This is a genomic window from Mesorhizobium sp. M0659 (assembly GCF_040320605.1).
Classification (GTDB): domain Bacteria; phylum Pseudomonadota; class Alphaproteobacteria; order Rhizobiales; family Rhizobiaceae; genus Mesorhizobium.
In genome coordinates this window covers 213204-239927 of sequence record NZ_JAMYPY010000002.1, presented here as the reverse complement: position 1 = coordinate 239927, position 26724 = coordinate 213204, and the positions used below count along the sequence as shown (strand labels likewise).

Genomic DNA, 26724 nt, shown 5'->3' with positions numbered 1-26724 from the left:
TTCTCCCATTTGACCCGCATGGATTGAACCTACCTGGCTGCGAGCGGTTTCCAGGCCCTGTATTGATCGAGTTCGGCGCGCACCGAAGTCGGTGGCGCAATGATCCACATCACCTCGGCTCGGCCACTGCCGATGTTCTCTGAGCGATGTGCTGTCGATGTCGCGTATTCGATGCTGTCGCCCTCTTCCAGCACATGCCTGACATCGCCGAGCGAAACCTCGACGATGCCGCGCAGCACGACGAGCATCTCGTGCGCGTCGCCATGGGTGTAGAGCGCTGGGCCGGTCGAGCCGCCGATTTCGAACTCGCCGACATAGACTTCCATGTCGCTTAAAGGGGGACGCGAGAGCAGCATCTTGCGGCAGCCGTCGCTGGGCGGCAGGCTCGGCCGCTCGCTGCGCAGCAAGACCCCGCGCTGCCCGGCGGCACTATCCTCGAACAGCATCGCCACGCTCACCCCAAGCGCCGAGGCCATCTGGTTGAGCGAGGCGGTGCTGGCGCCGGTCAGGCCGCGCTCGAGCTGGCTGATGAAGCTGGCGCTGGTCCCGGTCAGCTCGGCGAGTTCGCGCAGCGAAAGCCGCCGGCCGAGACGCAGGCTCTTCAGCCGCTGGCCCAGCATCTGATGGGCATGCGTCGCCGTCGAGGCCACGCCATTCTTGACCGGAGCCTGGTCGGTGCTCATCCCGTCTTTTTCTCCCACTGAACAATTTGTACAGTGACACTGTACACGTGGCAAGCGCCGAGTAGGGACATTTAAGATGCCGGCCGAGGCCTAGTCTTCGCCCGACAGGTCGCGCCGCGCCTTGTCGAGTTCCTCGGCGTAGCGCCGTATCAGATGGCCCTCGGTTAAAAGCCCGACAATGGCCCGGTTGTCGAAATTCTCGACCACCGCCAGTTCCTCCGCGACGGCGCGCTGGATGGTTTCGGCGGTGGACTGGACGTTCATGGTCGGCACCAGCACCGCATGCCGGAATTTGGCCGGCGCCAGCACCGGCGTCTCACCATCGGACGGATCGCTGTGCAGTTCGGCGACGATCAGCACGCCGACATAATGCCGGCTGCTTGCGGCGCCATTCTGGCGCTGAGGCGCAGTCAGGCTTGCCGCCCCGCTTCAATTCCCCGCGAGCGTGTCGAGGTATATGAGCGATCGCTTACGCAATCGACGCAGCTGTGTTATTTTTGGCCGTCTCTATTTCCCTCAAGGAGGAGAAGATGAGTGCGCGGGGATTTTTTTCATTAGCTGTCGGCATGATTTTTTTGAGCTCGTCTGCGGTGAGCAATTCAAGCATGGATACGCCGGTTAGGTCTGTTGTGTCACACCCGATGTCTCTTTTTTTGGCGGGAGGCAATCCGGAAAGCCAAAGCCGGCCGGCAAAGGAATTTATCCAGACTGCACAACAAGATGTTTGCTGTCCTGGCGGCTACCCTTGGTATCGCAATTCGACGAACACCTGCTACGGCAGCTATGAAGACTGCCACGATACCGATGGCGGCGGATGGTCCTGCAGACAGGTCAACGCCTGCTAGACTTTCTTGGGCCCACGCCTTCTTGACTGTGCCCGGTCCTCAGATCGGCTTCGGCTCGCCGGCCTCATAGAGCATGAGGTTGCGCTCGCCTATGCCGAGCGATGCCCAACTCGCCCGCCAATCGGCGATGTGAGGCGAGCGGAAATGCGCGTCGAGCGCGGCCCTGTCGCTCCACACCTCGGTTACATGGATGAGCCCGACGTCGAGCACGTCCTGCGCGTAGGAGTATTCGATGCAGCCGGGCTCCGCACGGCTGCCCAGTATCATGCGCCGCATGGCCGGCCTTGCCTCGTCGAGCCGTTGCGCAGGCAGGCGAATGGTGCCGATGATCACCAGCATGATCTCTCTCCTCAAGGCCTCTATCGTCCTGGCAAGTAACCAGTCCTCCCACCCTCGCGCAAGCTTGACCGGTTAGGCTCGAAGGGCTGTCGCGTGCTCGGCAGGCTTGTGATTGGGGACGATATGGCCGTCAGCGAAAGCTTAGCGACAGGAACAGTGGCCAAGAACGGCCGCGATGTCTTCTTCGCCATCGGCATCGTCATCATCCTGGCCGTGCTGTTCCTCCCGATCCCGGCCTTCCTCATCGACATCGGCCTCGCCTTCTCGATCGCACTGTCGGTGCTGATCCTGATGGTGGCGCTGTGGATCCAGCGGCCGCTCGATTTCTCGTCCTTCCCGACCGTGCTGCTGATCGCCACCATGCTACGGCTATCGCTCAACATCGCCACCACGCGCATGATCCTGTCGCACGGCAATGAGGGCACGCACGCCGCCGGCTATGTCATCGCCGGCTTCTCCAAACTTGTGATGGCCAGCGATTTCGTCATCGGCCTGATCGTCTTCATGATCCTGATTGTGGTCAACTTCATCGTCATCACCAAAGGCGCCACCCGTATTGCCGAAGTCGGCGCCCGCTTCACCCTCGACGCCATCCCCGGCAAGCAGATGTCGATCGACGCCGACCTGTCCGCCGGCATGATCGACGACAAGACAGCGCAACTGCGCCGCCGCGAGCTGGAAGAGGAATCCTCCTTCTTCGGCTCGATGGACGGTGCCTCGAAATTCGTGCGCGGCGATGCCATTGCCGGCCTCATCATCACCGCAATCAACATCGTCGGCGGCATCGCCATCGGCTACATCAGGCACGGCATGGGCATGGGCGAAGCCGCCGATGTCTTCATCAAACTGTCGGTCGGCGACGGCCTCGTCACCCAGATCCCGGCGCTGATCGTTTCGCTCGCCGCCGGCCTGCTTGTGTCCAAGGGCGGCACGCGCGGCTCGACCAACCAGGCGGTGTTCGGCCAGCTCGGCGCGCATCCGCGCGCGCTCTATGTCGCGGCCTCGCTGCTCGTCCTGCTCGGCCTGATGCCCGGCCTGCCGTTCTTCCCGTTCTTCACGCTGGCTGCAGGCATGGCCGGCCTTGGCTACGTCATCCCGATGCGCGCCAACCGCGAGGCTGCCGCCGCCGAAGCGATCAAGGATCTGGAGAAGGCGAACAAAGTCGAGGAAGAGAAGAACTCGGTCAAGGCTTCGCTGACCACCGCCGAGATCGAGCTTCTGATCGGCAAGCAGCTGTCGACGCGGCTGCTGGTGTCGCATCAGGAACTGGTGTTCCGCATGGCCAAGATGCGCAAGAAATTTGCCACGCAATACGGCTTCGTTGTGCCGGAAGTGCGCGTCGCCGACGATTTCGGCATTCCGCCGAAAAGTTATCAGATCAAGGTCCACGGCACCGTCGTCGCCGAATACCAGATGCGCGTCGGCGAGATCATGGTGCTGCTCGGCAACCGGGATTTGCCCGACGTTCCCGGCGAGGAAATCCGCGAGCCGGCCTTCGGCATGCGCGCCTTCTCGGTGCTGGAAACCTTCGCCGAGGATCTGAAGCGCGAGAACTATACCTTTGCCGACAACATGTCGGTGCTGCTCACGCATTTGTCCGAGGTGATCCGCAACAACCTGCCGCAGCTTCTGTCCTACAAGGACATGAAGGCGCTGCTCGAGCGCCAGGATCCGGAATACCGCAAGCTCGCCGACGAGATCTGCACCTCGCACATCTCCTATCCCGGCCTGCAGGCGGTGCTGAAACTGCTGCTGGCCGAACGCGTATCGATCCGCAACCTGCATTTGATCATCGAGGCTATCGCCGAGATCGCACCGCATGTGCGCCGCACCGAGCAGATCGTCGAGCATGTCCGCATCCGCATGGCCCAGCAGATCTGCGGCGATCTCTCCGAGGGCGGCATGCTCAAGGTGCTGCGGCTCGGCAACCGCTGGGATCTCGCCTTCCACCAGAGCCTCAAGCGCGACGCCAAGGGCGAGGTGCGCGAATTCGACATCGACCCGCGCCAGTTGGAGGAATTCGGCCAGGACGCGACCAAGGCGATCCGCAAGCATCTCGAGGCCGGCGAGCGTTTTGTCCTCGTCACCGCGCCCGATGCTCGCCCCTATGTGCGCATGATCATCGAGCGCCTGTTCACGACGCTTCCCGTTCTCTCCCATGTCGAAATCGCCAAGGGCGTCGAGATCAAGGTGCTCGGGACGATCTCGTGAACATACTGTCGCAAGGCGTCGTCATCGCCGCCTTCCTCGCCTTCTGTCGCATCGGCGCCTGCTTCATGCTGATGCCGGGCCTGTCCAGCGCCCGCGTGCCGGTCCAGGTCCGGCTGTTCGCGTCGATCGCCGCCACCGGTGGCCTGCTCGCCTTCCTGTGGGACAAGATCTTTCCCTTCGTCGATGCGCGTCCGCAGGTGCTGGCACCGATGATCATCTCCGAACTTTTGGTCGGCGGGCTGATCGGCGCGATGACGAGGCTCTACATGGAGGCGCTGCGCTTCATGGGTTCGGCCATCGCCATGCTGATCGGCTATGGCGGCACCGGCGGCCCCGCCATCGAGGAGCCAGAGCCGCAGGCGGCCCTCGCCGCCATCATCTCGTTTTCAGCGTTGCTGCTGCTCTTCGTCTTCGATTTCGACCACGAGATCATCCGCGCTCTGGTCGCCTCCTACACGGTGGCGCCGGTCAACGTCTTCTTCAACCCGCAGGCCGCACTGGTCGATCTCACCGACACGGTGTCGGACGCCTTCTTCCTGGTCATCCGGCTCGGCAGCCCGTTCATCGCCTATGCCATCCTCGTCAATTTGACCATCGGCTTCGTCAACAAGCTGACGCCGCAGATTCCGGTCTACTTCATCTCGCTGCCTTTCGTCATCGCCGGCGGCATGATCATCTTCTACTTCGCCATCGGCACCATGCTGTCGCTGTTCGTCGACGGCTTTGTCGATCTGACGCTGGCGAGGTGAGATGAGCACGCGCAAGGAACGGCTGAAGAAACTGGTCAAGGTGCAGGAGCAGCTGAAGGCCCTGCACGAGACGCGCCATGCGGCCTTCCTGGCGGCAGCCGCAACCGCCGAAACCGAGGCCAAGGAACTTGTCCAGCATTTCGACGCCGACCAGTCGATGGCGGTGCTGTTCCCTGACCTCTACCATCGCCGCATCGCCAATGCGCTGGTCCGGCAGGAAGCGAGCCTGGAAAGCGCCAGGCAGGAGGTCACGCTCATCGCCACTGCGACGGCGCGCACCAACATGGTCGAACGTGCCTACAAGGACGTGCGAAGCCGCGACGAACGCGAACGCTCCGACCGCGACCGGCTCGATCTGATCGCGCAGAGGCGAGGGCAGGAATAATCGAAAGTTAAAGCCGCGTCACTTGCGGACGGCGTTCGGTTTCGTTCCGTGCGGCGGGCTGTATTGGGTGTACGGCGCCGTGTTCGGCCTCTGCGCCTACGCCACCTACGATCTGACCATGGCGACGCCGGCAGCGCCCACCGCAAACGACCAGATCGCATCGACCCAGCCGGACTTGCCGCTGCTGATAGCAATGGCCCAGCATCCGGCGAAGGATTTCAAACCGGCAAGCCTGCCACAAGCTTGTTGCGGCATGGTCGCTCAGGAAACCCGGCAAAGAGGCGGACTTTCTTGGCGATTTCTCCACCCAGCGACATCGTTCTCGATGTTGCCCGAGCCGTCGACCCGACGGATATCGAGGCTGCCCGTGCCGCGCTGGCCAAGCGGGCCAACGGCGTTGGCGGTAATTTTTCTGTCGACATGGCTGCTTCGGTCGATGCCGGCTCGATCCTGTCGCGCGCTACCGCCGACAAGGCCGCCGCAAATGCCGATCCCGCCAGCAAGTTCAAGAAGTTCGAGGCGATGGTCTTGCAGACCTTCATCCAAAACATGCTGCCCAAGGACACCGAGGGCGTCTACGGCAAGGGGCTGGCCGGCGACATGTGGAAATCGCAGCTTGCCGAGCGTGTCGCCGACGTCATGGCCGAGCGCGGCGGGATCGGCATCGCCAAATCGCTGCTCGCCGACCACTACAAGGACGGCAAGCGCACCGTGCCGATCGGCCCGGTGTCAACCGGGCCGCACAAGACCGAGATCGACCAGCAGACCCGGCTGTCCACCTCGCTGGTCGAGGAATTGCAGCGCAAGGCCGCACGGTCGATGACCGGCGACGAGACGACCATCAAAACCGAAATCAAGATCTAGACCAGGATTTTCAATGGCCGATTTTTCAAAATACTCTTCCAACCTGCCGGCGCGTACGTCCGAAGCGCCGATCCCGTTTGCACGGCCGGGCAACCTTGCCGCCATCATCGGCCGCATCGAGGAAGCGGTCGAGGAAGAGACGGCCGGTTTGAAGAACGACACCAGCTATGACCTCAAGGCCTCCAACGCCCGCAAGAGCCGCTACCTCTATGAGCTGACCCGCGCCATGAAGGGCGCCAACGAGATCGAATTCCTGGAACAGCATCGCGACAGTCTGGCGCGGCTGCGCCAGAAGCTCGCGAAAAACGAGGCTGCAATCCTCGCCCACCTCAACGCGGTCAACGAAGTCGCCACGCTGTTGAAGAACGCCATTCAGCGCGCCGAAGCCGACGGCACCTATTCGGCCGGCGAATTCGGTTGGGCGAGCTGATGATCTCGGCAACAGGCGGGAACAACCGGTGATCAAATTCATCGCTGCCGCGATCTGGATCTGCGCCGCCACGCTTGGCGCGGTGTTCTATTCGTTCCAGGCGGCCGGTGAGCGCGGCGTCGGCGAGACGCCGAAACCGATGCTGGGTGGCCTCGACTACGTCAAGACCGACATCATCTCGGTGCCGCTGATCCGCGATTCCAAGATCGACGGCTATTTCCTCACCAAGCTCGTCTACACGGTCGAGCCGGCCGAGATAAAGAAGATGTCGATCCCGGCCGAAGCGCTGATGACCGATCAGGTCTATTCCTATCTCTACTCCAATCCGCAGATCGACTTCACCAAGAAGGAAACCATCGATCTCGATGCCTTCCGCAAGGCCATACGCGACACCGTAAACGCCCGCGTCGGCGCCGACCTGGTGCATGAAGTGCTGATCGACCAGGTCAACTTCCTGACCAAGGACGAAATCCGCGACAACGCCATGCGCCGCCGCAAGGATCCGGCCACGCCGACCGAACCGGCCCCGGCGGAATCGGCCCAGGCCGAGGCGGCGAAGCCCGCTGCTGAACACTAACCTTCGTCGCAGGGTGAATGTTCTCCCTGCCGCATTCCTTCCGACTGAAACGAGATGACGCATCGCGCGTTGACGTTTACGTCAACTCGAAGCTATATGCGCCAAGCGACCAGGATCGCGGCACGCGCGAGACAGCGACTTCGGCGGAGGCCGGTCACTGAAGCGCGGCAAAACGCAACGAGACCAGGAGAACAGTCATGAGCGTTCAGGACATTGCCGAGAAGATGAGGTCGCGCGTGGCGAGCGCCGGGTTCGAACATTCCGTGAAGTTCGATACCGGCAGTGACGGCGTCATCGTCATCGACGGCGCAACCGTCTCGACCACCGACGCGCCGACCGACTGCACCATAAAGCTGTCGCTCGACGATCTGGATTCGCTGATCGCCGGCGACCTCAACCCGACCATGGCGTTCATGTCCGGCAAGATAAAGGTCGAAGGCGATATGTCGGTCGCCATGGCCCTCAGCCAACTGATCGGCTGAGCCCTTCGCAAAAACAAAACGCCGCCCTCGCTGAAATGCAAAGGACCGGCGGCGTTTGTTTTTGGACAATCAGGCGGCCAACGACAGCCTCTGTGCCTTGAGCTTGCGACCTGCAGCCCTCAGCGTGCGACGCGCGCCGTCGAGCGCACCATCGATCAGTTCCAGCGCCAGCAGGCGGTGCCGCTCGTACGGACCAGGCATGGCGAGCGCGCCGGTCTTCTCCGCCGAGAAGCCGAAGCGGCCATAGTAAGGCGCATCGCCGACTAGCAGCACCGCGGCATGGCCGAGACGCGCGGCCTCGGACAAAGCATGGCGCATCAGCGCCGAGCCGATGCCGGCGTTCTTCAGCGCCGGATCGACGGCGAGCGGCCCGAGCAGGAGCGCCGCCGGGCCGCCCTCGCCCAGCCTTACATCCCACAGCCGCACAGTGCCGATCACCGCGCCCGCCGCATCACGCGCCACGAAGGCGAGGCCTTCGGAAGGCCGGCGGCCACGCCGCAGCTTCTCCGACGATTTCTTGCGCCGCATCGGCCCCATGGCGCGATCGAGCAACGCTTCACGCGATGCAATGTCTGCCGCAGTTTCGGCGACGACAACAATGGCGCGGGCACTCTCCCCCCTCGAGGGGGAGATGTCGCCGAAGGCGACAGAGGAGGTCGGCACGACCTGACGCGACACCGCGTCGTGGACCAGGGATGCCGGCGCTTCACGCGAGACGACCCCCTCTGGCCTGCCTGCCATCTCCCCCTCAAGGGGGGAGATTCCCACGGCACCATCAATGTAATTTACAATGTCCATTTCCGCGATCCTTCACGAGCGGAGCTTGTTCCACAGGCGAACCCGAGCGGACGCAAACGTCCGCCTGGGGTGATCTGAAGGCCGAAGCCGTCAGATCACGTAGGATCGGAGAGGCTCGAAGCCGTTGAAGGCGACCGCCGAGTAGGTGGTTGTGTAGGCGCCGGTGCCTTCGATCAGCACATCGTCGCCGATGGTCAGCGACAGAGGCAGCGGATACGGCGTCTTCTCGTACATCACGTCGGCCGAATCGCAGGTCGGGCCGGCGAGCACGCAAGGTGCGGTCTCCGAACCGTCATGGCGGGTGACGATCGGATAGCGGATCGCCTCGTCCATCGTCTCGGCCAGACCGCCGAACTTGCCGATGTCGAGGAACACCCAGCGCACATTGTCGTTTTCGGCCTTCTTCGAGATCAGCACGACTTCCGACTTGATGACGCCGGCATTGCCGACCATGCCGCGACCCGGCTCGATGATGGTCTCAGGGATCGCATTGCCGAAATGCTTGCGCAGCGCCGAGAAGATGGCCTGGCCATAGGCCTGGGCCGCCGGCACATCACGCAGATAGCGCGTCGGGAAACCGCCGCCCATATTGACCATCTTCAGGACGATGCCTTCGTCGGCGAGCGTGGCGAACACCTTCTTGGCGTCGGCCAGCGCACGGTCCCAAGCCGTCAGGTCGGTCTGCTGCGAGCCGACATGGAACGACACGCCATAGGCGTCGAGGCCGAGCGTCCTGGCGTGGCGCAGCACATCGACGGCCATCGCCGGCACGCAGCCGAACTTGCGCGACAGCGGCCACTCGGCGCCTTCGCCATCGGTCAAAACGCGGCAAAACACGCGCGCGCCGGGGGCGACGCGGGCGATCTTGTCGACTTCCTCGACGCAGTCAACGGCGAACAACCGGATGCCGAGCTGGTAGGCGCGTGCAATATCACGCTCCTTCTTGATGGTGTTGCCGAAGGAGATGCGGTCCGCCGGCGCACCGGCATCCATCGCCATCTCGACTTCGGCAACGGAAGCGGTGTCGAAGGATGAGCCCATCGCAGCAAGCAGGCGCAGGATCTCCGGCGCCGGGTTTGCTTTCACCGCATAGTAGATCCGGGAATCGGGCAGCGCCTTTTCGAAGGCGCGGAAATTGTCGCGCACGACATCGAGGTCGACGACGAGGCAGGGGCCGGACGGACGTCGGGTGGCGAGGAAGTCGAGGATGCGCTGAGTGGCCATCGGGGTCTCTCCATTAACGCCTTGCGGCGCGCAATAAGGCTGCGGACGCGGGCTCTCGGCCTCGCGACGCGCGGTCAAACAAAGGCGGGACGGAAATTCATGGAACCAGCCGGTGGAGACCCCGGAACCATGAAACGCCGTCTCGCGGCGGTGAACCTTGGCCTTGCCCGGCCTCGGTTCGCTTTGTCTGCCTTGGCTTGGATGGGAGACCCGTCCGCACTGCCGGCAATGAAGGTGTGCCTCTTCAGTAACCCCGGTCTTTGGACGACCGGCAGAACACCAGAAAGGCCCGCACCGTCGTTGCTTCAAGGTGTCCTCGGGCTGGCGGTTGGCCGCTAGACCGACTGGAGGGGTTAGCTCCAGTTACCTTACCGATTTCCCTCACCATTCGAGGATCGGCGGACACCCACAGGCACGTGCGACTTTGGGCAAGCGCGATATAAGATCGAAAGATTTCACAATCAATAAAAATCGTATCCCAGGTTGTAAAATTTCCGGCATCGAACAATGCTGGGCCTACTGTATACGGATATCGAACGATGCCAGGCACGCACGGCCCACTCAACGCCTTTCTCGACCTGCGCCGCATGCCGGTCGCCAATGCGGAACTGGGGCCGCTGGCCGGGCTCAGGCTGGCGGTAAAGGACATTTACGACGTCGCCGGCTACCGCACCGGTTGCGGCAATCTGGTGAAGTTCGACGAGGCGCATGCCGCGTCCAGCACGGCATCGGCCGTGCAGATGATTCTCGACGCCGGCGCGCGCTTCATCGGCAAGACGCAGACCGACGAGTTCGCTTTCTCGCTGATGGGCCAGAACGCGCATTTTCCGTTTCCGGTGAACCCGGCCGCTCCCGATCGCGTCACCGGCGGTTCCTCGTCAGGCTCGGCGGCGGCGGTGGCCGGCAAGCTTGCCGATATCGCTACCGGCTCGGACACCGGCGGCTCGATCCGCGCCCCGGCGAGCTTTTGCGGATTGATCGGGCTGCGCACCACGCATGGCCGCATTTCGCTCGAAGGCACGATGAAGCTGGCGCCGAGCTTCGACACATTCGGCTGGTTCGCCGACGACATCGAGACCTATGAGACGATCGGCAAATTGCTGCTCGGCCGCGACCCGCATCCATATCCGCTCACCCGGCCGCTTTCGATCCGCTGGCTGGACGCTTTCGTGGCCGGCCCCGCTGAGGCAGCCGAATATGCCAGGATGAGAGCGCTGGCCGCCAGTCTTATCTGTGAGCCGGCGCCGGTAGAGTACAGCTTCGCCTCCTTCCCCGACGAGCTCTACTGGTGCTTTCGCCGCCTCCAGGCCGCCGAGGCCTGGCAGCAGCATGGCGCCTGGATCATTTCTGGCGAGCGCGATCTCGGGCCGGGCGTCGAGGAGCGCTTTGGTTTTGGCCGCACGATCGACGAAAAGACCGCGCGGGCCGAGGCGGTGCGCCGCCTGACGTTCCGCTCCGAGCTAGCCGCGCTGCTCGGCCAGGACGGGTTTCTTGTCCTGCCTACCGTTCCAGGCCCCGCACCTCTGGTCAAAAGCGAGCCGCAGCAGCTCCAGGCCTACCGCGAAAGGGCCTTGCATCTTTTGTGCCTTTCGGGTCTTTCAGGCTTTCCGCAAATCACCCTGCCGCTGGGCTCGGTTGACGGCGCCCCTTTCGGCCTCTCGCTGCTCGGTCCTCCCGGCAGCGACATTGCCCTGATACGGCTCGGCCGGCGAATTCTCGATGCGGCACGAAAGGCTTGATGATGGATACACTGACCCGCATGCGCGCCTTCATCGACGTCGTCGAGGCCGAAGGCTTTTCGGCGGCCGCGCGCAAGATCGGTCGCTCCAAGGCGCTGCTGTCGAAATATGTGCGCGAACTCGAGGACGAACTCGGCGCGCTGCTGCTCAACCGCACCACGCGGCAGTTCTCGTTGACCGAGGCCGGCCATACCTATTACAGCCGCGCTTCGGAAATCGTGCGCGAGGTCGACAGCCTGGCCGACGCCGTGCGCGAATCCTCCGGTGACGTGCGCGGCAGGATCAAGCTGTCGGCGGCGCGCACCTTTGCCGATGCACCGATCGGCCAGTCGCTGATCGACTTCGCCAAGCAGCATCCCGACATCGTGCTCGACATCCATCTCGACGACCGTTTTGTCGATCTGGTCGAGGAAGGTTTCGATCTTGCCGTGCGCATCTCGCGCCTGGAGAACTCATCGCTGATCGCCCGCCGCCTGGGGCCGTTTTCGATCAAGCTTTGCGCCTCGCCGGAGCTGATCGCCAAGCACGGCAAGCCGACGCGCCCGCAGGATCTCGCCAACTTGCCCTGCATCGTCGACACCAATGGCCGCTCGCTCGCCAACTGGCGCTTCAGGGGCGATGGCGAGGAGCCAGTCAGTGTCAACGTATCGGGTCCGATCGAGGTCAACAGCCCGATGGCCGCGCGAGCCGCCGCCGTGTCGGGTCTGGGCTTCACCATCCTGCCGGATTTCATCGCCGCACCCGACCTCGCATCCGGGCTGCTGGTGTCCTTGCTCGACGACCGCATCCAGTCGGGCAGCGGCATTTTCGCCGTCTACCCGCACCGTCGCTATCTTCCGGCCAAGGTCCGTGTCTTCGTCGATTTCCTGGTGCAATGGTTCAAGAACCGCGAGAGCGCTTGAGCCGGTCCTGCCGTGCCGCGGTCCCAATTTCGCCCCGTTTCTGGTAACCTCTCGAAATCTCTCCGAGGCCGATGGAACAGCGACCGAGAATGCATCTGAAACGGCACGCAATCATGCTGGCTTCGGCCCTGGCGACGACTTTTGCCTCCGTCGGAGCGGCTGGCGCGCATCCTCATGTATTCGCCGAGGCCCGCCTCGACGTGATCCTCTCGCCGGATCACCAAAGTGTGAAAGCGCTGCGTCACCTCTGGCGTTTCGATGATCTGTTTTCGAGTACGGTGATGATGGAGTTCGACAAGAACTCCGACCTGAAGCTTGACGACAAGGAGCTGAAGGATGTCGCCGACACAGTTCATGCCTCGCTGGCCGAATTCAACTATTTCCAGCTCGTCACCGTCGACGGCAAGGACGTGCCTATGACGCCGCCACCGCATCTGATGGCCAATTTCGACAACGACCAGTTGATCATCCTGTTCGAATCCGAACCCAAGGTGCCGATCAAGCTCGCCGGCAGGATCGATTTCGGCGTCTACGATCCAACCTTCTACACAGCGATCGACTTCACCGAGGATAGCAACATCACGGTGGAAGGCCTGCCCTCGAACTGCACCAAGAGCGTCATCCGGCCTGATCCAGACGAGGCGATCAAGGAAAACCAGAAGACCCTGACGGACGCGTTCTTCAACGACCCGACAGGCACCGACATGAGCAAGATCTTCGCCACCAAGCTCGAACTGAATTGCCCGCCAGAAGGATAGATCCGGTGATGAAACCGTCCCTGCGTTTGGCATTCGGCCTCGTGGTCGCTGCCCTGCTGATGACGCACTTTCTCGGGCAGGCCCATGCCCAGAGCTCACTCGGCATCGGTGTCAATGACGGCATGGCGCCCACCACCGGCCCGTTCGCCCACATCCTGATGTGGATCAATCTGCGCCAGCAGGAATTCTACCGCGCATTGGCTACGGCGATGAAAGCAATGCGCGAGGACGGCAGCAAGATGTGGCTGCTGATCGGCCTGTCCTTCGCCTACGGCATTTTCCACGCCGCCGGCCCCGGCCACGGCAAGGCGGTGATCTCGTCCTACATGGTGGCCAATGAAGTGGCGCTCAGGCGCGGTATCCTGCTGTCCTTCGTCTCGGCGCTGCTGCAGGGCCTGACCGCGATCCTGGTGATGCTGCTTGCCTATTTCGTCCTGCGCGGCACCGCCATCTCGATGACCGACGCAGCCTGGTTCATGGAGATCATGAGCTATGTCTTCGTCACTTTGTTCGGCGCCTGGCTGCTGTGGCGCAAGCTCGGGCCTACGGTCCTGCGCTGGTTCGGCAAGGCGCCCGCCTACAGCCTGTCGGCAGCCCACGCCGGTCATTCCCATGGCGGCCATTCGCATGCCGCTCACAGCCACGCGGCGCATGCGCATTCGCATGCCTTGCATGTGCATCACGACCATTCGCATGATCATCACGATCACGCTGCGCACGACCACGACACACACGATCGTTCCCATCACGACCACGCTCATCACGATCACGCCGCTCACGATCACCCAGCCGGCGAGGTCTGTGATACGTGCGGCCACTCACATGCGCCCGATCCGGCGCTGCTGTCGGGCGACCGCTTCGACTGGCGCACGGCCTGGTCGGCTGTAGCCGCCGTCGGCATCCGCCCCTGCTCCGGCGCGCTGATTGTGCTGAGCTTCGCTTTGCTCAACGGCCTGTGGCTCGGCGGCCTGCTGTCGGTGCTGGCGATGTCGATTGGAACCGCCATCACAGTCTCGGCGCTGGCAACGATCGCAGTCACCGCCAAGAACTGGGCGGTCTATTTCGCCGGCGACGGCCGCATGGGCAACCGCATCCACACAGTCGTCGAAATCGGCGGCGCCGCCTTCGTCTTCCTGTTCGGGCTGTTGCTGTTGTCGGCGAGCCTGTCCGGAGCTGTGTGACCTCGGCGGGTCAGGCCTGACCCGCGATCATTCCGCCCAGCTCATCCTCGATATGAGCGCGGATGATTTCATCGAAACTGTTTTCGGCGCTGAAGCCGAGGTCCCTTGCACGGCGCGCCTCGAAGCGCGTCGGCCAACCCTTGACGATCGCCCAGATCGTCTCGTCGGGCTCCTCACGGATCAGGCTCGCCACCTCGGCGCCTGCAGTGCGCTCCAGCGCCTCGATCTGCTCGCCGACGGTGACGGCAACGCCGGGCATGGTGAGGTTGCGGCGCGGCCCGACAGCGGCACCGTCGAGCCCGGCGGCATGGATCAGGAAACCGACCGCAGAGCGCGGGCTGGCATGGGTGTGCAGCACCGAGCGCGGCACCGGCAGGATCGCCTCGTGGCCGCTCAGCGGCTCGCGGATGATGCCGGAGAAGAAACCTGACGCCGCCTTGTTCGGCTTGCCGGGCCGCACGCAGATGGTCGGCAGCCTTATGCCGATGCCGTCGAAGAAGCCGCGCCTGGAATAGTCGGCCAGCAGCGCTTCGCTCATCTGCTTCTGCGTGCCGTAGGAGGTCAGCGGCGTCGGATGAAAGTCGTCCGGGATGACATCGGGGAACGGCGCGCCGAACACCGCGATCGACGAGGTGAAGACGAGGCGCGGCGCAAAGTCTGCCAGCCGCACGGCGTCGAACAGCGCCCGTGTGCCGTCGAGGTTGACGCGGTAGCCGAGATCGAAATTCGCCTCCGCCTCGCCCGACACGATGCCGGCGAGATGGAACATGACGTCGGGGCGTGAGGCGACCAGGCTCTCGGCAGCACCGGCGTCGGCAAGGTCGCCCGTATGCGTGGCGATGCTGACGCCATCCATCGCCGGCGCTTGCGGCGGCACGATGTCGTGCAGGTCGAGCCCGGTGATCTTGCGGCCGTTGAGCGTGCCGTCCTTGGCCAGCCGGTCGACAAGTTTGCGGCCGACCATGCCGGCGGCGCCAGTAATCAGGATGCGCATTTCGAAAGCCTCTTATTTGCCCTTGTTCTGGTTGCGGCCCCGCAACCAGAACACCAGAAAAAATGCCAGCACGAAGGCGATGCCGACGATGCCGGCAAGTACGGTCGAGACATTGCCGACGGCCAGCATCACGGTCGGCAAATAGAACGCCGCGATGCCGAACAGCAGCATGATCCAGGCTGCGGCAATCAGCGCGTTTCGCGTGTCGCGGTCCATCATGCGGTCCCACCACAGCGGGAACTCGTCAACTCGGATGCCAATGCCATGAAATTCCCTGTCAGTGATAATGGCCGTGATGCGGTGGCGCACCATGGTCGTGGTCATGATCGTGCTCGTCACGGCTGTCGGCGCACTGGCCGAATTCCGGTTCAACCGTGGCGTGGCTGATGCCGTGTTCGGCGGCGAGCCGCTTCTTGATGGCGCTGACCGCCTGGTGCGGATCGACGCCATCGTTGAGGCAGGCATGCAGCGTCGCCATGTTGCTGGACCCGTCGAGCGACCAGACATGCATGTGATGCACTTCGCGCACGCCGTTGACGGTGCCGGCAATGTCCTTGGCGATGAGGTCGCGGTCGAGGCTTGCCGGTACGCCTTCGAGAAGGACGTGGGCGGCTTCGCGCATCAACGACCATGCGGTGGACAGGATCAGCACCGAGACCAGCACCGACAGAATCGGGTCGATCCGCGTCCAGCCGGTGGCCAGGATGACCAGCGCCGCCACGATCGCCGCCGCCGAACCGAGCAGGTCGCCCAGCACATGCAGGATGGCGCCGCGCATGTTGAGGCTGTCGTGGTCGCCGCCATGCAGCACGAAGAACGAGGCGAAGTTTACCAGAAGGCCGGCGATCGCCACCACCAGCATCGGCCCGCCCAGCACCGGCGCCGGCGTCATCAGCCGGCCCCAGGCTTCGTAGACGATCCACAAAGCAATGGCGAAGATGGCGATGCCGTTGGTGTAGGCGACCAGCGTCTTGACCCGGCCGAAACCATAGGTCAGGCGCACTGTCGCCGGCCGTCCGCCAAGATGGAAGGCGTACCAGGCAAGGCCAAGCGCGATCGAGTCGGCGAGCATGTGGCCGGCGTCGGCCAGCAGCGCCAGTGATCCCGTCAAAAGGCCGCCAAGCACTTCGGCCACCATGAAGCCGGCGGTCAGGCAGGCTGCGATCAGCACACGCTTCTTGTCGGTCGAGCCATGCACGTGGCCGGCGCCATGCCCAGCATGCGAACCATGATCATGGCTGTGCGCCATCGGAAAAAACTCCTGTTACGCGCCGAACTCGGCGCGGAAATCCTCGAGCCGCCGCTTCTGCCGGCCTTCGCCATCGAAATTGGCGGGATCGAGCCATGCCTCATAGGCTTTGCGCAGCGCCGGCCATTCCTTGTCGATGATCGAGTACCATGCGGTATCGCGGTTTTCACCCTTGACCACAAGATGCTGGCGGAAAATGCCCTCGAACTTGAAGCCGAACCGTTCCGCCGCGCGCTTTGACGGCTCGTTGCGGTTGTTGCATTTCCACTCGTAGCGGCGATAGCCGAGCCCGTCGAAAATATACTTCATGAACAGGAACTGCGCCTCGGTCGCTGCCGGCTTGCGCGAGATCAGCGGCCCCCAATAGATGTTGCCGATCTCGATGACGCCATAGGTGGGATCGATGCGCATCAGCGTCTGTCGCCCGGCGACCTTGCCGCTGGCCTTGTCGATGACGGTGAAGAACAGCGGATCCTCGCTCGCCTCGACCTTGTCCAGCCATGGCTGGAAATCGGCGCGGGTTTGCGGCGGGTAGTCGGGCAGCCAGGCAAAGCGTCCATCGATGTCGGGCACGGACGACGCCTCGTACAACCCATCGCCGTGCTTTTCGGCGCTCAGCGGTTCGAGCCGGACATAGCGGCCGTCAATGGGCTTGCGCTCGGGCCGCGGACGCGCTTGCCAATCTTTGAGATTTTCCGACACGCAAAACTCCAATCCGTTTGACTTTTGTGAGCAGACGCTCACAAAAACGCGACCTAACAGCAAGAACCACACGGACGGGAAAAATGCTCCACACGATTTCGGCCTTCGACCGCCTCGGCGAGGAAAACGCCTTTGCCGTGCTGGCGCGCGCCACTGCACTGGCTCAACAGGGCCGCGACATCGTCAATCTCGGCATCGGCCAGCCCGACTTCAAAACGCCGCAGCACATTGTCGAGGCCGCGATCAAGGCGCTGCGCGACGGCCACCATGGCTACACCCCGGCCAATGGCCTGCTGGCGACGCGCGAAGCGGTGGTGCGGCGCACGCTGACCACTACCGGCGTCGAAGTCTCGCCCGAGAATGTAATGATCCTGCCCGGCGGCAAGCCGACCATGTTCGCGGCCATCTTGATGTTCGGCGAACCCGGCGCCGAGATCCTCTATCCAGACCCAGGCTTTCCGATCTACCGCTCGATGATCGAGTTCACCGGCGCCGCGCCCATTCCGGTGCCGATCCGCGAGGAGAACGGCTTTGCCTTCTCGGCAGAAGAGACGCTGGCGCTGATCACGTCGAAGACCAGACTGCTAATCCTCAACTCACCGGCCAACCCGACCGGCGGCGTCACGCCGCGCGCCGAGATCGAGAAGTTGGTGGATGGGCTGCAAGCGCATCCGCAGGTCGCTATCCTCTCCGACGAAATCTACGACGTCATGACCTATGACGGCGAGACGCATTTTTCGCTGCTCAATTTTCCGGAAATTCGCGACCGGCTGATCGTGCTCAACGGCTGGTCGAAGACATGGGCGATGACCGGCTGGCGCATGGGCTGGTCGATCTGGCCGAATGGCGACAAGGGCGGGCATCTCTACGACAAGGTCCGCAAGCTGGCGGTCAATTGCTGGTCCTGCGTCAACGCGCCGAGCCAGTTCGCCGGCATCGCCGCCATCGACGGCCCGCAGGACGATGTCGACAAGATGATGCGCGCCTTCGACAACCGCAGGAAGATCGTGGTCGAGGGGCTGAACGCGCTGCCCGGCGTCTCCTGCATTACGCCGAAAGGCGCATTCTATGCCTTCCCGAATGTTTCGAAGACCGGCTGGAAGGCCAAGAAGCTCGCCTCGGCACTGCTCGAGGAGGCCGGCGTGGCGCTGATCGGCGGCCCCGATTTCGGCATTCTCGGCGAAGGCTACATCAGGCTTTCCTACGCCAATTCCGAAGAGAACATCTTGCACGCGCTGGAGCGGATCGAGGCGTTTTTGAAGAAGTAGGCCTTCGGCTGTTCACCCACGCCCCACGAACGGCATCTTGGTCGCCATCACCGTCATGAACAGCACGTTGGCGTCGAGCGGCAGGCTGGCCATGTGGACGACGGCGTCGGCGACGCGCTGGACGTCCATCACCGCTTCGGCGGCGATGGTGCCATTGGCTTGCGGCACGCCGACCGTCATGGCATGCGCCATATCGGTCAGCGCGTTGCCTATGTCGATCTGGCCGCAGGCGATATCATAGGGCCGGCCGTCGAGCGCCAGCGTCTTGGTCAGCCCCGATATGGCGTGCTTGGTCGCGGTGTAGGGCACCGAGCCCGGCCGTGGCGCATAGGCCGACACAGAGCCATTGTTGATGATGCGGCCGCCCATCGGCTTTTGCTTGCGCATGGCGCCGAAGGCGGCGCGGGCGCACAGGAAGGATCCGGTGAGATTGACGCCGACAATATCGTTCCAAACCTCGACCGGTATCTCGTCGATCGGCGTCGACTTGTAGCTCATGCCGGCATTGTTGAAGAGCAGGTCGACGCGGCCGAAGGCTGCGGCCACCGTCTCGAACAGATCATCGACTTCGCCGGCCTTGCTGATGTCGCAGGCAACTGCCAGCGCCTTGGCGTCCGCTTTCCCGGCTTCGGTAATGGCGGCGTCGAGCACCGCTTTGCGGCGGCCGCAAAACACCGTGTTCCAGCCCGCCTTGAGCAGCGCCGTGGCGACGCTCTTGCCGATGCCGGTGCCGGCGCCGGTGACGATGGCGGTTTTCTCTGTGAGGGCTGTCATGGATTTTGCTCCTGCGCGCCGCGCATCCCCGGCACAGATCGGGGTGCATCCGAATGCACCGACCCATCGCAAATGAGGGCGATCATGGCAAGCCGGACACTAATGCATGTCGCTCAAAAGTGGCCCCGGTTCTAAGAGAACGACATGCATCAGGACAAAAACATGAAGCGCCACGCGCTTTATGTGATCGGTCCAACAAAAAGGGCGGTCATTGGCGACCGCCCCCTGATCTGAACCGGGCTTGGGAGGAGGAAAAGCCGATCCGACTGACTAAAATCATGCGCTTCCTCGGTAAACGAGACGTTAACGCATTTTTCCGGCCTCGGCCCCCCTGCCCCAGGCGCGCGGCTGCGTTGTCTACCAGCGCGGGTTCGGCGCCGTGCCTGACGGAACCGGCACCTTGGCCGCCGACACCGTCGCCTCGACATGATCGACGAGCGCATCCGGCAGGCCGAGCCGGCCGGCGAGCAGGTCGAGATAGCCGCGTTCGGCGCGCGTATCGGGGTCAATCGTCAGTCGCGACGCCGTGTAGAGCTCGAGCCTCTGCTCATCGGTCTTGGCGCCGGCGACCAGCGTATCGAGGTCGAGCGGGCTGTCCAGCTCCGCCATCAGAAACTTTTCCGCTTCCGTGCCGATGCCGGCCAGACTGAGCTTGCCGGCGATCTTTTGGCGCTCCGCGTCATCGACATGGCCATCGGCCTTGGCCGCCGAGATCATCGCCCGCACCAGGGTCAGCGTGAACTCGTCCTCCCCCTGTGGCGCCTGTGAAGGATGAAAGCCGGTGTCGGCGGGCGGCGGCAGCAATTCCGGCTGGCCGGCCGCCGGCGCCTGCTCGGGTGCATTGCCGGCCTTGTAATTCTGGTAGGCCTTGTAGGCGAGACCGCCGATCGCAGCCAGTCCGCCGAGCTTCACGGCCGTGCCGGTGAACTGCCGTCCCGTGCCGGTTCCAAGCAGCACCGCAGCCAGCGCACCGGCGGCCAGCGGATTGTCCTTGGCCATCTGCACAGCCTGCCCGGCCTTGTCGCGAACGGTGCCGGTTGTGCCGGGAACTTGCGAGCCGAGCAGATTGTCGAGAAGCTTCTTGGGGTCGAACATGGTGCCTCCAGAAAAGGGCCCGCGCCAAACGTGAACGGGCAGGTTTTGGACGTTGCAGAGGTAGGTCCCGCACACTGACATTACAATGACGGAGACGCGCTTTGCTATCGGCGCCGGCAATGCCCCAAATCGGTGATCGGTGTGTCGATACCGGCCTCGGCTTGCGCTAATGTCGCCGCCGCATTGCCGAGGGAGGAACCTTGCCGTGACCGATCAACCTGGCCGGGAACCGGCGCGCGATCCGCAGGATCTGGAACGTTTGTTGATCGACCGGCAGTGGGCCGGAGACATTGACGGCATGGTGGCGCTGTTCCAACCCGATGCCGCCATCGACACCGGAGCAGCCGAATTGACGCGTGGCCACGAGGCGATCCGCGCTTTGCTCGAAGCCTTTGCCGCGAGCGGACGAAAGTTCCAGCGCGGCGAGCAGCGCCCGGCGGCCATTAACGGCGACCTCGCGTTGACGTCGACCAGGCTTGCCGACGGCTCGATAACCTCAGAGGTCGCGCGCCGGCAGGCCGACGGCACATGGCTGTGGGTGATCGACCGCTATTCTGTCGTGTGGTGATCCAGTCAGGGCGTCGGCGGCACTTAACTGCCGATATGTCCCCTGCCCCGCGCCTGCGCAAGTTCGACCTGGCGCTGGCGCTCGGCATAGCGGGTGCGATCCTCATCCGAGCGTGCCTCGTAACAATGCGGGCATGACACGCCGGTGGAAAAATGCGGCGACAGCCGGTCCTCCGGCGTCAGCGGATGCCGGCAGGCGCGGCAGAGTTCGGCCTCGCCTTCGGTCAACCCATGCGACACCGAGACCCGCTCGTCGAAGACGAAACACTCGCCCTGCCACAGGCTGTCTTCGGCCGGGACCTCTTCAAGATATCTGAGGATGCCGCCCTTGAGATGGAACACATCCTCGAAGCCGAGCGACTTCACATAGGCCGTCGCCTTTTCGCAGCGGATGCCGCCGGTGCAGAACATCGCGACCTTGCGGCCGTCGAGTTGGTCGCGGTGTTTTTCCACCCAGGCCGGGAATTCGCGAAAGCTCGACGTGCGTGGATCCACCGCACCCTCGAACGTGCCTATCGACACTTCGTACGCGTTGCGTGTGTCGATGACGATGGTGCCGGGGTCCGAGATCAGCGCGTTCCAGTCGGCCGGCGCGACATAGGTCCCCGCACCCGTCGCCGGGTCGAGGTCTTCGACGCCCATGGTGACGATCTCGCGCTTCAGCCGCACCTTCATGCGATGGAACGGCATTTCGGCGGCAGTGCTGTATTTGACCTCGAGATCGGCAAGACCCTCGATGGCCTCGAGATAAGCGATCAGGTCGGCTATGTCGGTTTCGCTGCCGGCGACCGTGCCGTTGATACCTTCCTGCGCCAGAAGCAATGTGCCCTTGATGCCGCGCCCGCAGCAGAAGGCGGCAAGCGGCGTGCGCAATTCTCGCAGCGCGTCGAAGTCGCCCAGCCTCGCAAATTTGTAGAGCGCAGCGACGCGCACGGGTTCACGGTTGGTCATCGCCAAGCCACTAAACCGTGGTCAAAGCGGATTCAAGGCAGAGCTAAAGACACCTTGTCGGTATTCGCCAGCAGGCTCGTTGGCCGACATGTGACATCGCGGCAGGCCGGGTTTCGTGGACTCGGAATCGGCCTTCTGCTAATCGGTTGAAATCACCCAGGGAGAGACAAGCCAATGCCCAGCAAGACCGAAAAGCTCCTGTCGCTGCTCAATGGCCAGCCGGTCATTCCGGTGCTGAAGATCGCCAATGTCGCGGACGCCGTCCCGCTCGCCCGGGCGCTCGCCGCCGGCGGCCTGCCGGCGATCGAGATCACGCTGAGAACCGCCGATGCGCTGGAAGCGATCCGCCGCGTCGCCGGTGAGGTCGAGGGCGCCATTGTCGGCGCCGGCACAATTCTCGATGCCAAGCAGTTCGACGAGGCAGCGGCCGCCGGATCGAAATTCATCGTCAGCCCCGGCATCACGCGAGAGTTGCTGGCGGCGACCAAGGACAGCGACGTTCCCTTGCTGCCCGGCGCCATCACGCCCGGCGAGATCATGGCTGCCCGCGAGGCCGGCCTGCGGTTCCTGAAATTCTTCCCGGCCGAACAATCCGGCGGCATCGCCTCGCTGAAGGCCTTTGCCTCGCCGCTGGCCGACGTGAAATTCTGCCCGACCGGCGGCATCTCGGCCAAGAACGCCGCCGACTATCTCAGCCTGTCCAACGTTATCTGCGTCGGCGGCTCGTGGGTGGCGCCGGACGAGTTGGTCAAGGCCGGCAAGTGGGATGAGATCGAGGCGCTCGCACAGACCGCGAGCAAGCTCGGAAAATAACCTCCGCTACTTTGTCTTTGCGCAATTCCCAAGGGAAGCGCTCCGCGCTTTTCCGGGAAAATCACAGTGTTCCCGGAATTGCACTCGGCACAAAACCCGCCAGCTGCGCCGACCGGGTTTGCTACGCGTTGAGATTTTGGTTCCCGCTCATGGGCTCGAACCACGATTCACGCCTTCAAAGGGCGCTGTCCTACCATTAGACGAAGCGGGAATGCAGCTTGGTGGTTAGCATTCTGTGGCGATGGAAGCCAGTGCTCGAGATCTCGCTAAAAACAAAAGCCGCACAGGTTGCCCAGCGCGGCTTCGAGTCGATAACGCCCCGGTCACGCCCTTACTTCGTCTGGAAGCGGGCGACCGAAAGGAATTTTACGGCATTGCCGGTGAAGCGGTTGGCATCGGCCATCTGGTTGTCCGCCTGAAAGCCTGCGGTGTAGACCTCGCTCGGCGGCGTATGCACGATGTTGTAGGCATAGCGCGGCGCTGTCGTCGGGCTGGAAACGGTGGCGATGTTGTCGCCGCTGCTCAGCGCCCAGCGGGCCGCCTGCGGTTCGGCCGCCATCACCACTGCCTTCGGTCCTGGCTTCAGGTCGCGGGCCGAAGCCCTGGCTTCCTTGCGTGTCGTCTTGACGCCGGCGCCGATCACCGAGGCTGGATCGGTACCGGCGGGACGGGCAGCAATAGCGCCGCGCGGCGATGCGGCATCGACACCTGACGGATCGTTGAACGCCGAGCGCGGCTCAAGCGACGCAACCTGATAGTCGTCGGTAGCACCGGCTGTATCGGCGGCGCTGGCCTGTTCGAGAACCGCCTTGACCTCGTCCGGACGCTGCGACGGCAGCACCGAGAACGCGTCGGTTGCGGTCTGCTTGTGGGCAGCCGTATCGGCCAGCGCCAGCAGAACGCCCTTGTCCTGCGGCGCAAGCTCAGCCGGCGGCGAAGAGCGGTCGGGACGCCAGGTCGGCAACGGGACGTTGACCGCGACCTGCGCCGGAGCGGCAGCTTGATCGGCCCCCTGGTCGGCATTGCTCGCATCGGCCGTGCCGAACGGCACATTGGCCGGCGCCTGCGCCGTCGCCACCGTCTGTTCGGTGGTGGCATCGGCCACGCCGAACGGCACGGTCTCAGGTTGTTGCGCGCCGACATCGGCCTTCGGCCGCGGTGCGAAAGCGGGCAGCGGCACTTCCTTGGCGGGCAGCGCGGCGATGATCGTCTCCGGCGTGTCCTGCGGCTCCGAATCGTCAGCGCTGTCGTCGGCAAGCTGCGGAATGTTGGCGCGCTTGGCGTTCTGCGGCGACACGATCGCGATGCCAGGCAGATTGCTGTTGTTGTTGCTCGTGGCAGCCAGCACCGGCTTCACGCTTCTCGGCGGCGGCGCGGCGGTAGCGACATCGGCGCTGTCGTCGGCTTCGTCTTCACCGCCACCGCCAAAGAACGCGGACAGGAAGCCACCGGATTTCTTGGTGCTGCCGCCTGCGCTGGCCATCATGATGGCAGGAGAACCGGCGCCCTTGCGCGCCTTGTAGGAGGCGAGCGCTTGGTCATAACCCGGCAACGGCCTGCCGTCGCTCGGCACATGCAGCGTCTTGCCATTGGGGAACAGGCTGACCAGTTCCTGGCGGCTGATGCCTGGCCAATGCCGCACATTGCCGACGTCCATGTGGACGAAGGGCGAACCCGACGACGGATAGTAGCCGACGCCGCCGCCCTGCATCTTCAGGCCGATGTTGCGCAGCTTTTTCAGCGGCACACCCGGAATGTAGAAGTCCATCGCCTTGCCCAGCATATGCTGGCTTTCCTTGGCGACACCGCGGCTGCGGCTGCGCAGCATCGAATTGGTCGACGGCGAGCGATAGCCGCAAACGACCTGGATGTAGTCGGTGGCGCCGGCCTGCCGGTAAGCTTCCCACACCAGATCGAGCAGGCGAGGATCCATCTTGGTCGGTTCGTTGCGACGCCAGTCGCGCAGGATGATGTTGATCTTCCTGAGGCCTGCCGGATCGTAGCGGCCATTGCGCTTGTAGACGATCTCGGCCTTTTCGTGCGTGTGGAGGTGATAGAGCTTGAGCGAGCGCGTTTCAGCGCTGGCGCCGGCAGCAGTTGCGGCGAGGAAAGCGAACGCAACGATCAACGCTGCCAGCCATCTCGGCCAGACGCCCATGTGATCGCGCCGCCCGTTTCTGTGTCGTTCGACTTTGTTCAAATCAAAAGGCCTTGCAGGCTGCCGTTTGTCCCCGGATTTGTCCAAACGGATGCGTGGTTCTCACATCCGAATATCGATCCTAATGGTTAATCATCGCTTATTGAAGCCGAAATGCGGTAACACCGTGGCGATATCCCGTCAAAAATAATACACAGGATTTCTTGGTAAACTGCTGGTTTAGATCAAGATTCAGCCTTTTCCCGCTACACGATCTGTTACCGCTGGCCTTAATGCGTGAACAACGCTGTCCGCATCAGCCATATTCCCGCCCCAACCCTTATGCAGCGCCGGATGTGGCATGGCAAGCTGGTCCCGGCCTTGCGTTGGCAAGCTGTGGAATTCGGCGTTCAGGAGGCAAGGCGGTCGAGGCGGCCGGTTTCCGGGTCGATGCCGTATTCCTTGAGCTTGCGGTAGAGCGTCGAGCGGCCGATGCCGAGACGCCGTGCGACCTCGCTCATCTGGCCGTTGTAATGGTCGATGGCGAGCTTGATCATTTCGAGTTCGACATCGGCCAGCGCACGCACATTGCCACGCTCGTCCAGCGCCCTCAATGTGCCGAAACGCTGAAGCAACCTGGCCGGAGGGGCGAGCTCGGCAGCTGCAGTACCGGCATCATCAGTCTGCGCGCCATCGCCTTGCGATCCGGTGCTCAAGGCCATGCCGGGGTCCGACAAGGACGCATCGGCGTCGAGATTGACGGTGCCGTCGACCTGCGCCCGGATCTGCGGAAATTCGTCAGTCGTGAGCACATCGCCTTCGGCAAGCACCGAGGCCCTGAACACGGCGTTTTCCAGCTGCCTGATGTTTCCCGGCCAATCATAGGCCTGCAGCATGGCCAGTGCGGCATCCGAGATGCCGTGCAGGCGATTGCCCGCCGGCGCCACCTTGTCCATGAAATGCTTGACCAGATAGGGGATGTCGTCGCGGCGGTCGCGCAGCGGCGGCACGACGATCGGGTAAACGTTGAGCCGGTAGAACAGGTCCTCGCGAAACTTGCCGTCCTTGACCTGCTGCAGAAGGTTGCGGTGCGTGGCCGAGATCAGCCTGATGTCGACCCTGACGGTGGAACGGCCGCCGACCGGATCGACCTCGCCATCCTGCACGGCGCGCAACAGCTTGACCTGCACGTCGAGCGGCAGGTCGCCGATCTCATCCAGGAACAGGGTGCCCGAATGCGCCTCGACGAACTTGCCGGTGTGCTTTTCGGTGGCGCCGGTGAACGAACCTTTTTCGTGACCGAACAGGATCGATTCGACCAGATTGTCGGGGATGGCGCCGCAATTGACGGTGACGAACGGCTTTGTGCGGCGTTCGCCGCTGCCCTGGATGGCGCGCGCCACCAATTCCTTGCCGACGCCCGATTCGCCCTCGATCAGGATCGGGATGTTGGAGGCCGCAGCCTTCTGGCCGAGGCGGATCACCCGGTCCATCGCCGGGCTGTGCGTGATCATGTCCTTGAAGGTCAGGTGGCCGCCGCGACGCCGCGACGTGCGCTTGACCTCGTCCTCGACCGCCTCGACCTTGAGCGCGTTGCCGACCGCGGTCTGCAGCCGGTCGGGAGACGCCGGCTTGACGACAAAATCGAAGGCGCCGTGGCGCATCGCCGAAACCACCGTTTCGATGCCGCCCTGCGCAGTCTGCACGATGACGGGAACAGTGATGCCGCGCTCGCGCATCGCCTTCAGCACGCCGATGCCGTCGAGGCCCGGCATGACAAGGTCGAGGATGACTGCCGAAATATCCCTCGCATTGGGTCCGTCAAGCGCGCTCAGACCGGCCTCGCCGCCATCGGCAACGATGGCGCTGTGGCCGAATTTCGTCACCGCCGCCTCGAGCAGCCGGCGCTGCACGGGATCGTCATCGACTATAAGAATGGAACCTGTCATGACTGATTTGAGTTGCCCGCCTGGGAAATTCCCATGGATCATCTTGGCACAGGGTTCT

At 63.5% G+C, this 26724-nt stretch carries 29 protein-coding genes and 1 tRNA gene; 15 read left to right on the top strand and 15 right to left on the bottom strand.

The window, feature by feature from the left end:
• Positions 1-29: 29 nt before the first annotated feature.
• On the bottom strand, positions 30-683 hold the full coding sequence (locus NKI31_RS04315; RefSeq protein ID WP_027049833.1) for a helix-turn-helix domain-containing protein: 654 nt from the start codon (positions 681-683) through the stop codon (positions 30-32).
• A 90-nt stretch (positions 684-773) separates the two neighbouring features.
• Positions 774-1043 carry a hypothetical protein gene (locus tag NKI31_RS04310; RefSeq protein ID WP_352650588.1) on the bottom strand — a complete coding sequence of 90 codons (270 nt, stop codon included), beginning with the start codon at positions 1041-1043 and terminating at the stop codon, positions 774-776.
• 170 nt (positions 1044-1213) lie between these two features.
• Here NKI31_RS04310 and NKI31_RS04305 point away from each other — a divergent pair, with 170 nt between their 5' ends.
• Positions 1214-1528 (top strand): hypothetical protein, encoded by a 315-nt coding sequence (locus tag NKI31_RS04305; protein ID WP_352650586.1) that lies wholly within the window; start codon positions 1214-1216, stop codon positions 1526-1528.
• Positions 1529-1567: 39 nt separating this feature from the next.
• On the opposite strand, the gene NKI31_RS04300 is transcribed toward NKI31_RS04305, so the two are convergent.
• Positions 1568-1867, bottom strand: coding sequence for a putative quinol monooxygenase (locus tag NKI31_RS04300; protein WP_023683279.1), 300 nt, complete (start codon positions 1865-1867; stop codon positions 1568-1570).
• A 123-nt stretch (positions 1868-1990) separates the two neighbouring features.
• Here NKI31_RS04300 and flhA point away from each other — a divergent pair, with 123 nt between their 5' ends.
• The 7 genes from flhA to NKI31_RS04265 all read left to right on the top strand — a co-directional run bounded on the left by flhA (position 1991) and on the right by NKI31_RS04265 (position 7565).
• Positions 1991-4078 (top strand): flagellar biosynthesis protein FlhA, encoded by a 2088-nt coding sequence (gene flhA / locus NKI31_RS04295; protein WP_023671908.1) that lies wholly within the window; start codon positions 1991-1993, stop codon positions 4076-4078.
• Entirely contained in the window at positions 4075-4827 is a 753-nt protein-coding gene (gene fliR, locus NKI31_RS04290; protein WP_023714022.1) for a flagellar biosynthetic protein FliR, read from the top strand. Before flhA ends, fliR begins: the two co-directional genes overlap by 4 nt.
• Position 4828: 1 nt before the next feature.
• On the top strand, positions 4829-5212 hold the full coding sequence (locus tag NKI31_RS04285; protein WP_352650583.1) for a hypothetical protein: 384 nt from the start codon (positions 4829-4831) through the stop codon (positions 5210-5212).
• A gap of 291 nt (positions 5213-5503) precedes the next feature.
• Positions 5504-6076 carry a rod-binding protein gene (locus NKI31_RS04280; RefSeq protein ID WP_023683276.1) on the top strand — a complete coding sequence of 191 codons (573 nt, stop codon included), beginning with the start codon at positions 5504-5506 and terminating at the stop codon, positions 6074-6076.
• A gap of 13 nt (positions 6077-6089) precedes the next feature.
• Positions 6090-6506 carry a hypothetical protein gene (locus NKI31_RS04275; RefSeq protein WP_023671919.1) on the top strand — a complete coding sequence of 139 codons (417 nt, stop codon included), beginning with the start codon at positions 6090-6092 and terminating at the stop codon, positions 6504-6506.
• A gap of 28 nt (positions 6507-6534) precedes the next feature.
• A complete protein-coding gene (locus tag NKI31_RS04270; RefSeq protein ID WP_023683275.1) occupies positions 6535-7083 on the top strand; it encodes a hypothetical protein in 549 nt (182 codons plus the stop codon).
• Positions 7084-7280: 197 nt separating this feature from the next.
• Positions 7281-7565: an SCP2 sterol-binding domain-containing protein gene (locus NKI31_RS04265; protein ID WP_023671921.1), complete on the top strand. Its 285-nt coding sequence runs from the start codon at positions 7281-7283 to the stop codon at positions 7563-7565.
• 69 nt (positions 7566-7634) lie between these two features.
• Here NKI31_RS04265 and NKI31_RS04260 read toward each other — a convergent pair whose 3' ends face one another.
• Together NKI31_RS04260 and odc2 are read right to left on the bottom strand one after the other, a co-directional pair.
• The gene (locus NKI31_RS04260) at positions 7635-8306 is read right to left on the bottom strand and encodes a GNAT family N-acetyltransferase (RefSeq protein ID WP_352650580.1); all 672 of its coding nucleotides are present in this window, start codon (positions 8304-8306) and stop codon (positions 7635-7637) included.
• A 147-nt stretch (positions 8307-8453) separates the two neighbouring features.
• Positions 8454-9587: an ornithine/lysine decarboxylase gene (gene odc2 / locus NKI31_RS04255; protein WP_023671923.1), complete on the bottom strand. Its 1134-nt coding sequence runs from the start codon at positions 9585-9587 to the stop codon at positions 8454-8456.
• 539 nt (positions 9588-10126) lie between these two features.
• Here odc2 and NKI31_RS04250 point away from each other — a divergent pair.
• The 4 genes from NKI31_RS04250 to NKI31_RS04235 all read left to right on the top strand — a co-directional run bounded on the left by NKI31_RS04250 (position 10127) and on the right by NKI31_RS04235 (position 14167).
• Positions 10127-11326, top strand: a complete 1200-nt coding sequence (locus NKI31_RS04250) for an amidase (RefSeq protein WP_352650577.1) — start codon at positions 10127-10129, stop codon at positions 11324-11326.
• Positions 11327-11328: 2 nt separating this feature from the next.
• Positions 11329-12228, top strand: a complete 900-nt coding sequence (locus NKI31_RS04245) for a LysR family transcriptional regulator (RefSeq protein WP_023701055.1) — start codon at positions 11329-11331, stop codon at positions 12226-12228.
• A gap of 89 nt (positions 12229-12317) precedes the next feature.
• On the top strand, positions 12318-12986 hold the full coding sequence (locus NKI31_RS04240) for a DUF1007 family protein (protein ID WP_023701054.1): 669 nt from the start codon (positions 12318-12320) through the stop codon (positions 12984-12986).
• Positions 12987-12994: 8 nt separating this feature from the next.
• Complete coding sequence (locus NKI31_RS04235) at positions 12995-14167, top strand: nickel/cobalt transporter (RefSeq protein WP_488377161.1); 1173 nt, start codon at positions 12995-12997, stop codon at positions 14165-14167.
• A gap of 10 nt (positions 14168-14177) precedes the next feature.
• Here the strand turns inward: NKI31_RS04235 and denD are convergent, their stop codons facing one another.
• From denD to NKI31_RS04215, 4 genes are read right to left on the bottom strand one after another with little or no spacing between them, the layout of a single operon-like run.
• Entirely contained in the window at positions 14178-15161 is a 984-nt protein-coding gene (denD, locus tag NKI31_RS04230) for a D-erythronate dehydrogenase (protein ID WP_023714026.1), read from the bottom strand.
• A 12-nt stretch (positions 15162-15173) separates the two neighbouring features.
• Positions 15174-15380: a hypothetical protein gene (locus NKI31_RS04225; RefSeq protein WP_023701051.1), complete on the bottom strand. Its 207-nt coding sequence runs from the start codon at positions 15378-15380 to the stop codon at positions 15174-15176.
• 58 nt (positions 15381-15438) lie between these two features.
• Positions 15439-16410, bottom strand: coding sequence for a cation diffusion facilitator family transporter (locus tag NKI31_RS04220; RefSeq protein WP_352650574.1), 972 nt, complete (start codon positions 16408-16410; stop codon positions 15439-15441).
• A gap of 15 nt (positions 16411-16425) precedes the next feature.
• Complete coding sequence (locus NKI31_RS04215) at positions 16426-17112, bottom strand: GNAT family N-acetyltransferase (RefSeq protein ID WP_023701049.1); 687 nt, start codon at positions 17110-17112, stop codon at positions 16426-16428.
• Positions 17113-17195: 83 nt separating this feature from the next.
• On the opposite strand from NKI31_RS04215, the gene NKI31_RS04210 reads away from it, so the two are divergent.
• Positions 17196-18380 (top strand): pyridoxal phosphate-dependent aminotransferase, encoded by a 1185-nt coding sequence (locus NKI31_RS04210; RefSeq protein WP_023714028.1) that lies wholly within the window; start codon positions 17196-17198, stop codon positions 18378-18380.
• 12 nt (positions 18381-18392) lie between these two features.
• Here NKI31_RS04210 and NKI31_RS04205 read toward each other — a convergent pair whose 3' ends face one another.
• Together NKI31_RS04205 and NKI31_RS04200 are read right to left on the bottom strand one after the other, a co-directional pair.
• A complete protein-coding gene (locus NKI31_RS04205) occupies positions 18393-19154 on the bottom strand; it encodes an SDR family oxidoreductase (protein WP_023710952.1) in 762 nt (253 codons plus the stop codon).
• Between the two features lie 357 nt (positions 19155-19511).
• Complete coding sequence (locus NKI31_RS04200; protein ID WP_352498655.1) at positions 19512-20249, bottom strand: tellurite resistance TerB family protein; 738 nt, start codon at positions 20247-20249, stop codon at positions 19512-19514.
• Between the two features lie 205 nt (positions 20250-20454).
• On the opposite strand from NKI31_RS04200, the gene NKI31_RS04195 reads away from it, so the two are divergent.
• Entirely contained in the window at positions 20455-20817 is a 363-nt protein-coding gene (locus tag NKI31_RS04195; RefSeq protein ID WP_023817278.1) for a YybH family protein, read from the top strand.
• Positions 20818-20840: 23 nt separating this feature from the next.
• Here the strand turns inward: NKI31_RS04195 and trhO are convergent, their stop codons facing one another.
• Positions 20841-21767, bottom strand: a complete 927-nt coding sequence (gene trhO / locus NKI31_RS04190) for an oxygen-dependent tRNA uridine(34) hydroxylase TrhO (RefSeq protein ID WP_023817277.1) — start codon at positions 21765-21767, stop codon at positions 20841-20843.
• Between the two features lie 174 nt (positions 21768-21941).
• Here trhO and NKI31_RS04185 point away from each other — a divergent pair, with 174 nt between their 5' ends.
• Positions 21942-22580 (top strand): 2-dehydro-3-deoxy-phosphogluconate aldolase, encoded by a 639-nt coding sequence (locus tag NKI31_RS04185; RefSeq protein WP_023817276.1) that lies wholly within the window; start codon positions 21942-21944, stop codon positions 22578-22580.
• 137 nt (positions 22581-22717) lie between these two features.
• On the opposite strand, the gene NKI31_RS04180 is transcribed toward NKI31_RS04185, so the two are convergent.
• The 3 genes from NKI31_RS04180 to NKI31_RS04170 all read right to left on the bottom strand — a co-directional run bounded on the left by NKI31_RS04180 (position 22718) and on the right by NKI31_RS04170 (position 26666).
• A tRNA-Gln gene (locus NKI31_RS04180) sits at positions 22718-22791 on the bottom strand.
• Between the two features lie 120 nt (positions 22792-22911).
• On the bottom strand, positions 22912-24738 hold the full coding sequence (gene mepK / locus NKI31_RS04175; RefSeq protein ID WP_352650570.1) for a peptidoglycan L,D-endopeptidase MepK: 1827 nt from the start codon (positions 24736-24738) through the stop codon (positions 22912-22914).
• Positions 24739-25127: 389 nt separating this feature from the next.
• Complete coding sequence (locus NKI31_RS04170; protein ID WP_023671940.1) at positions 25128-26666, bottom strand: sigma-54-dependent transcriptional regulator; 1539 nt, start codon at positions 26664-26666, stop codon at positions 25128-25130.
• Between the last annotated feature and the right edge of the window lie 58 nt (positions 26667-26724).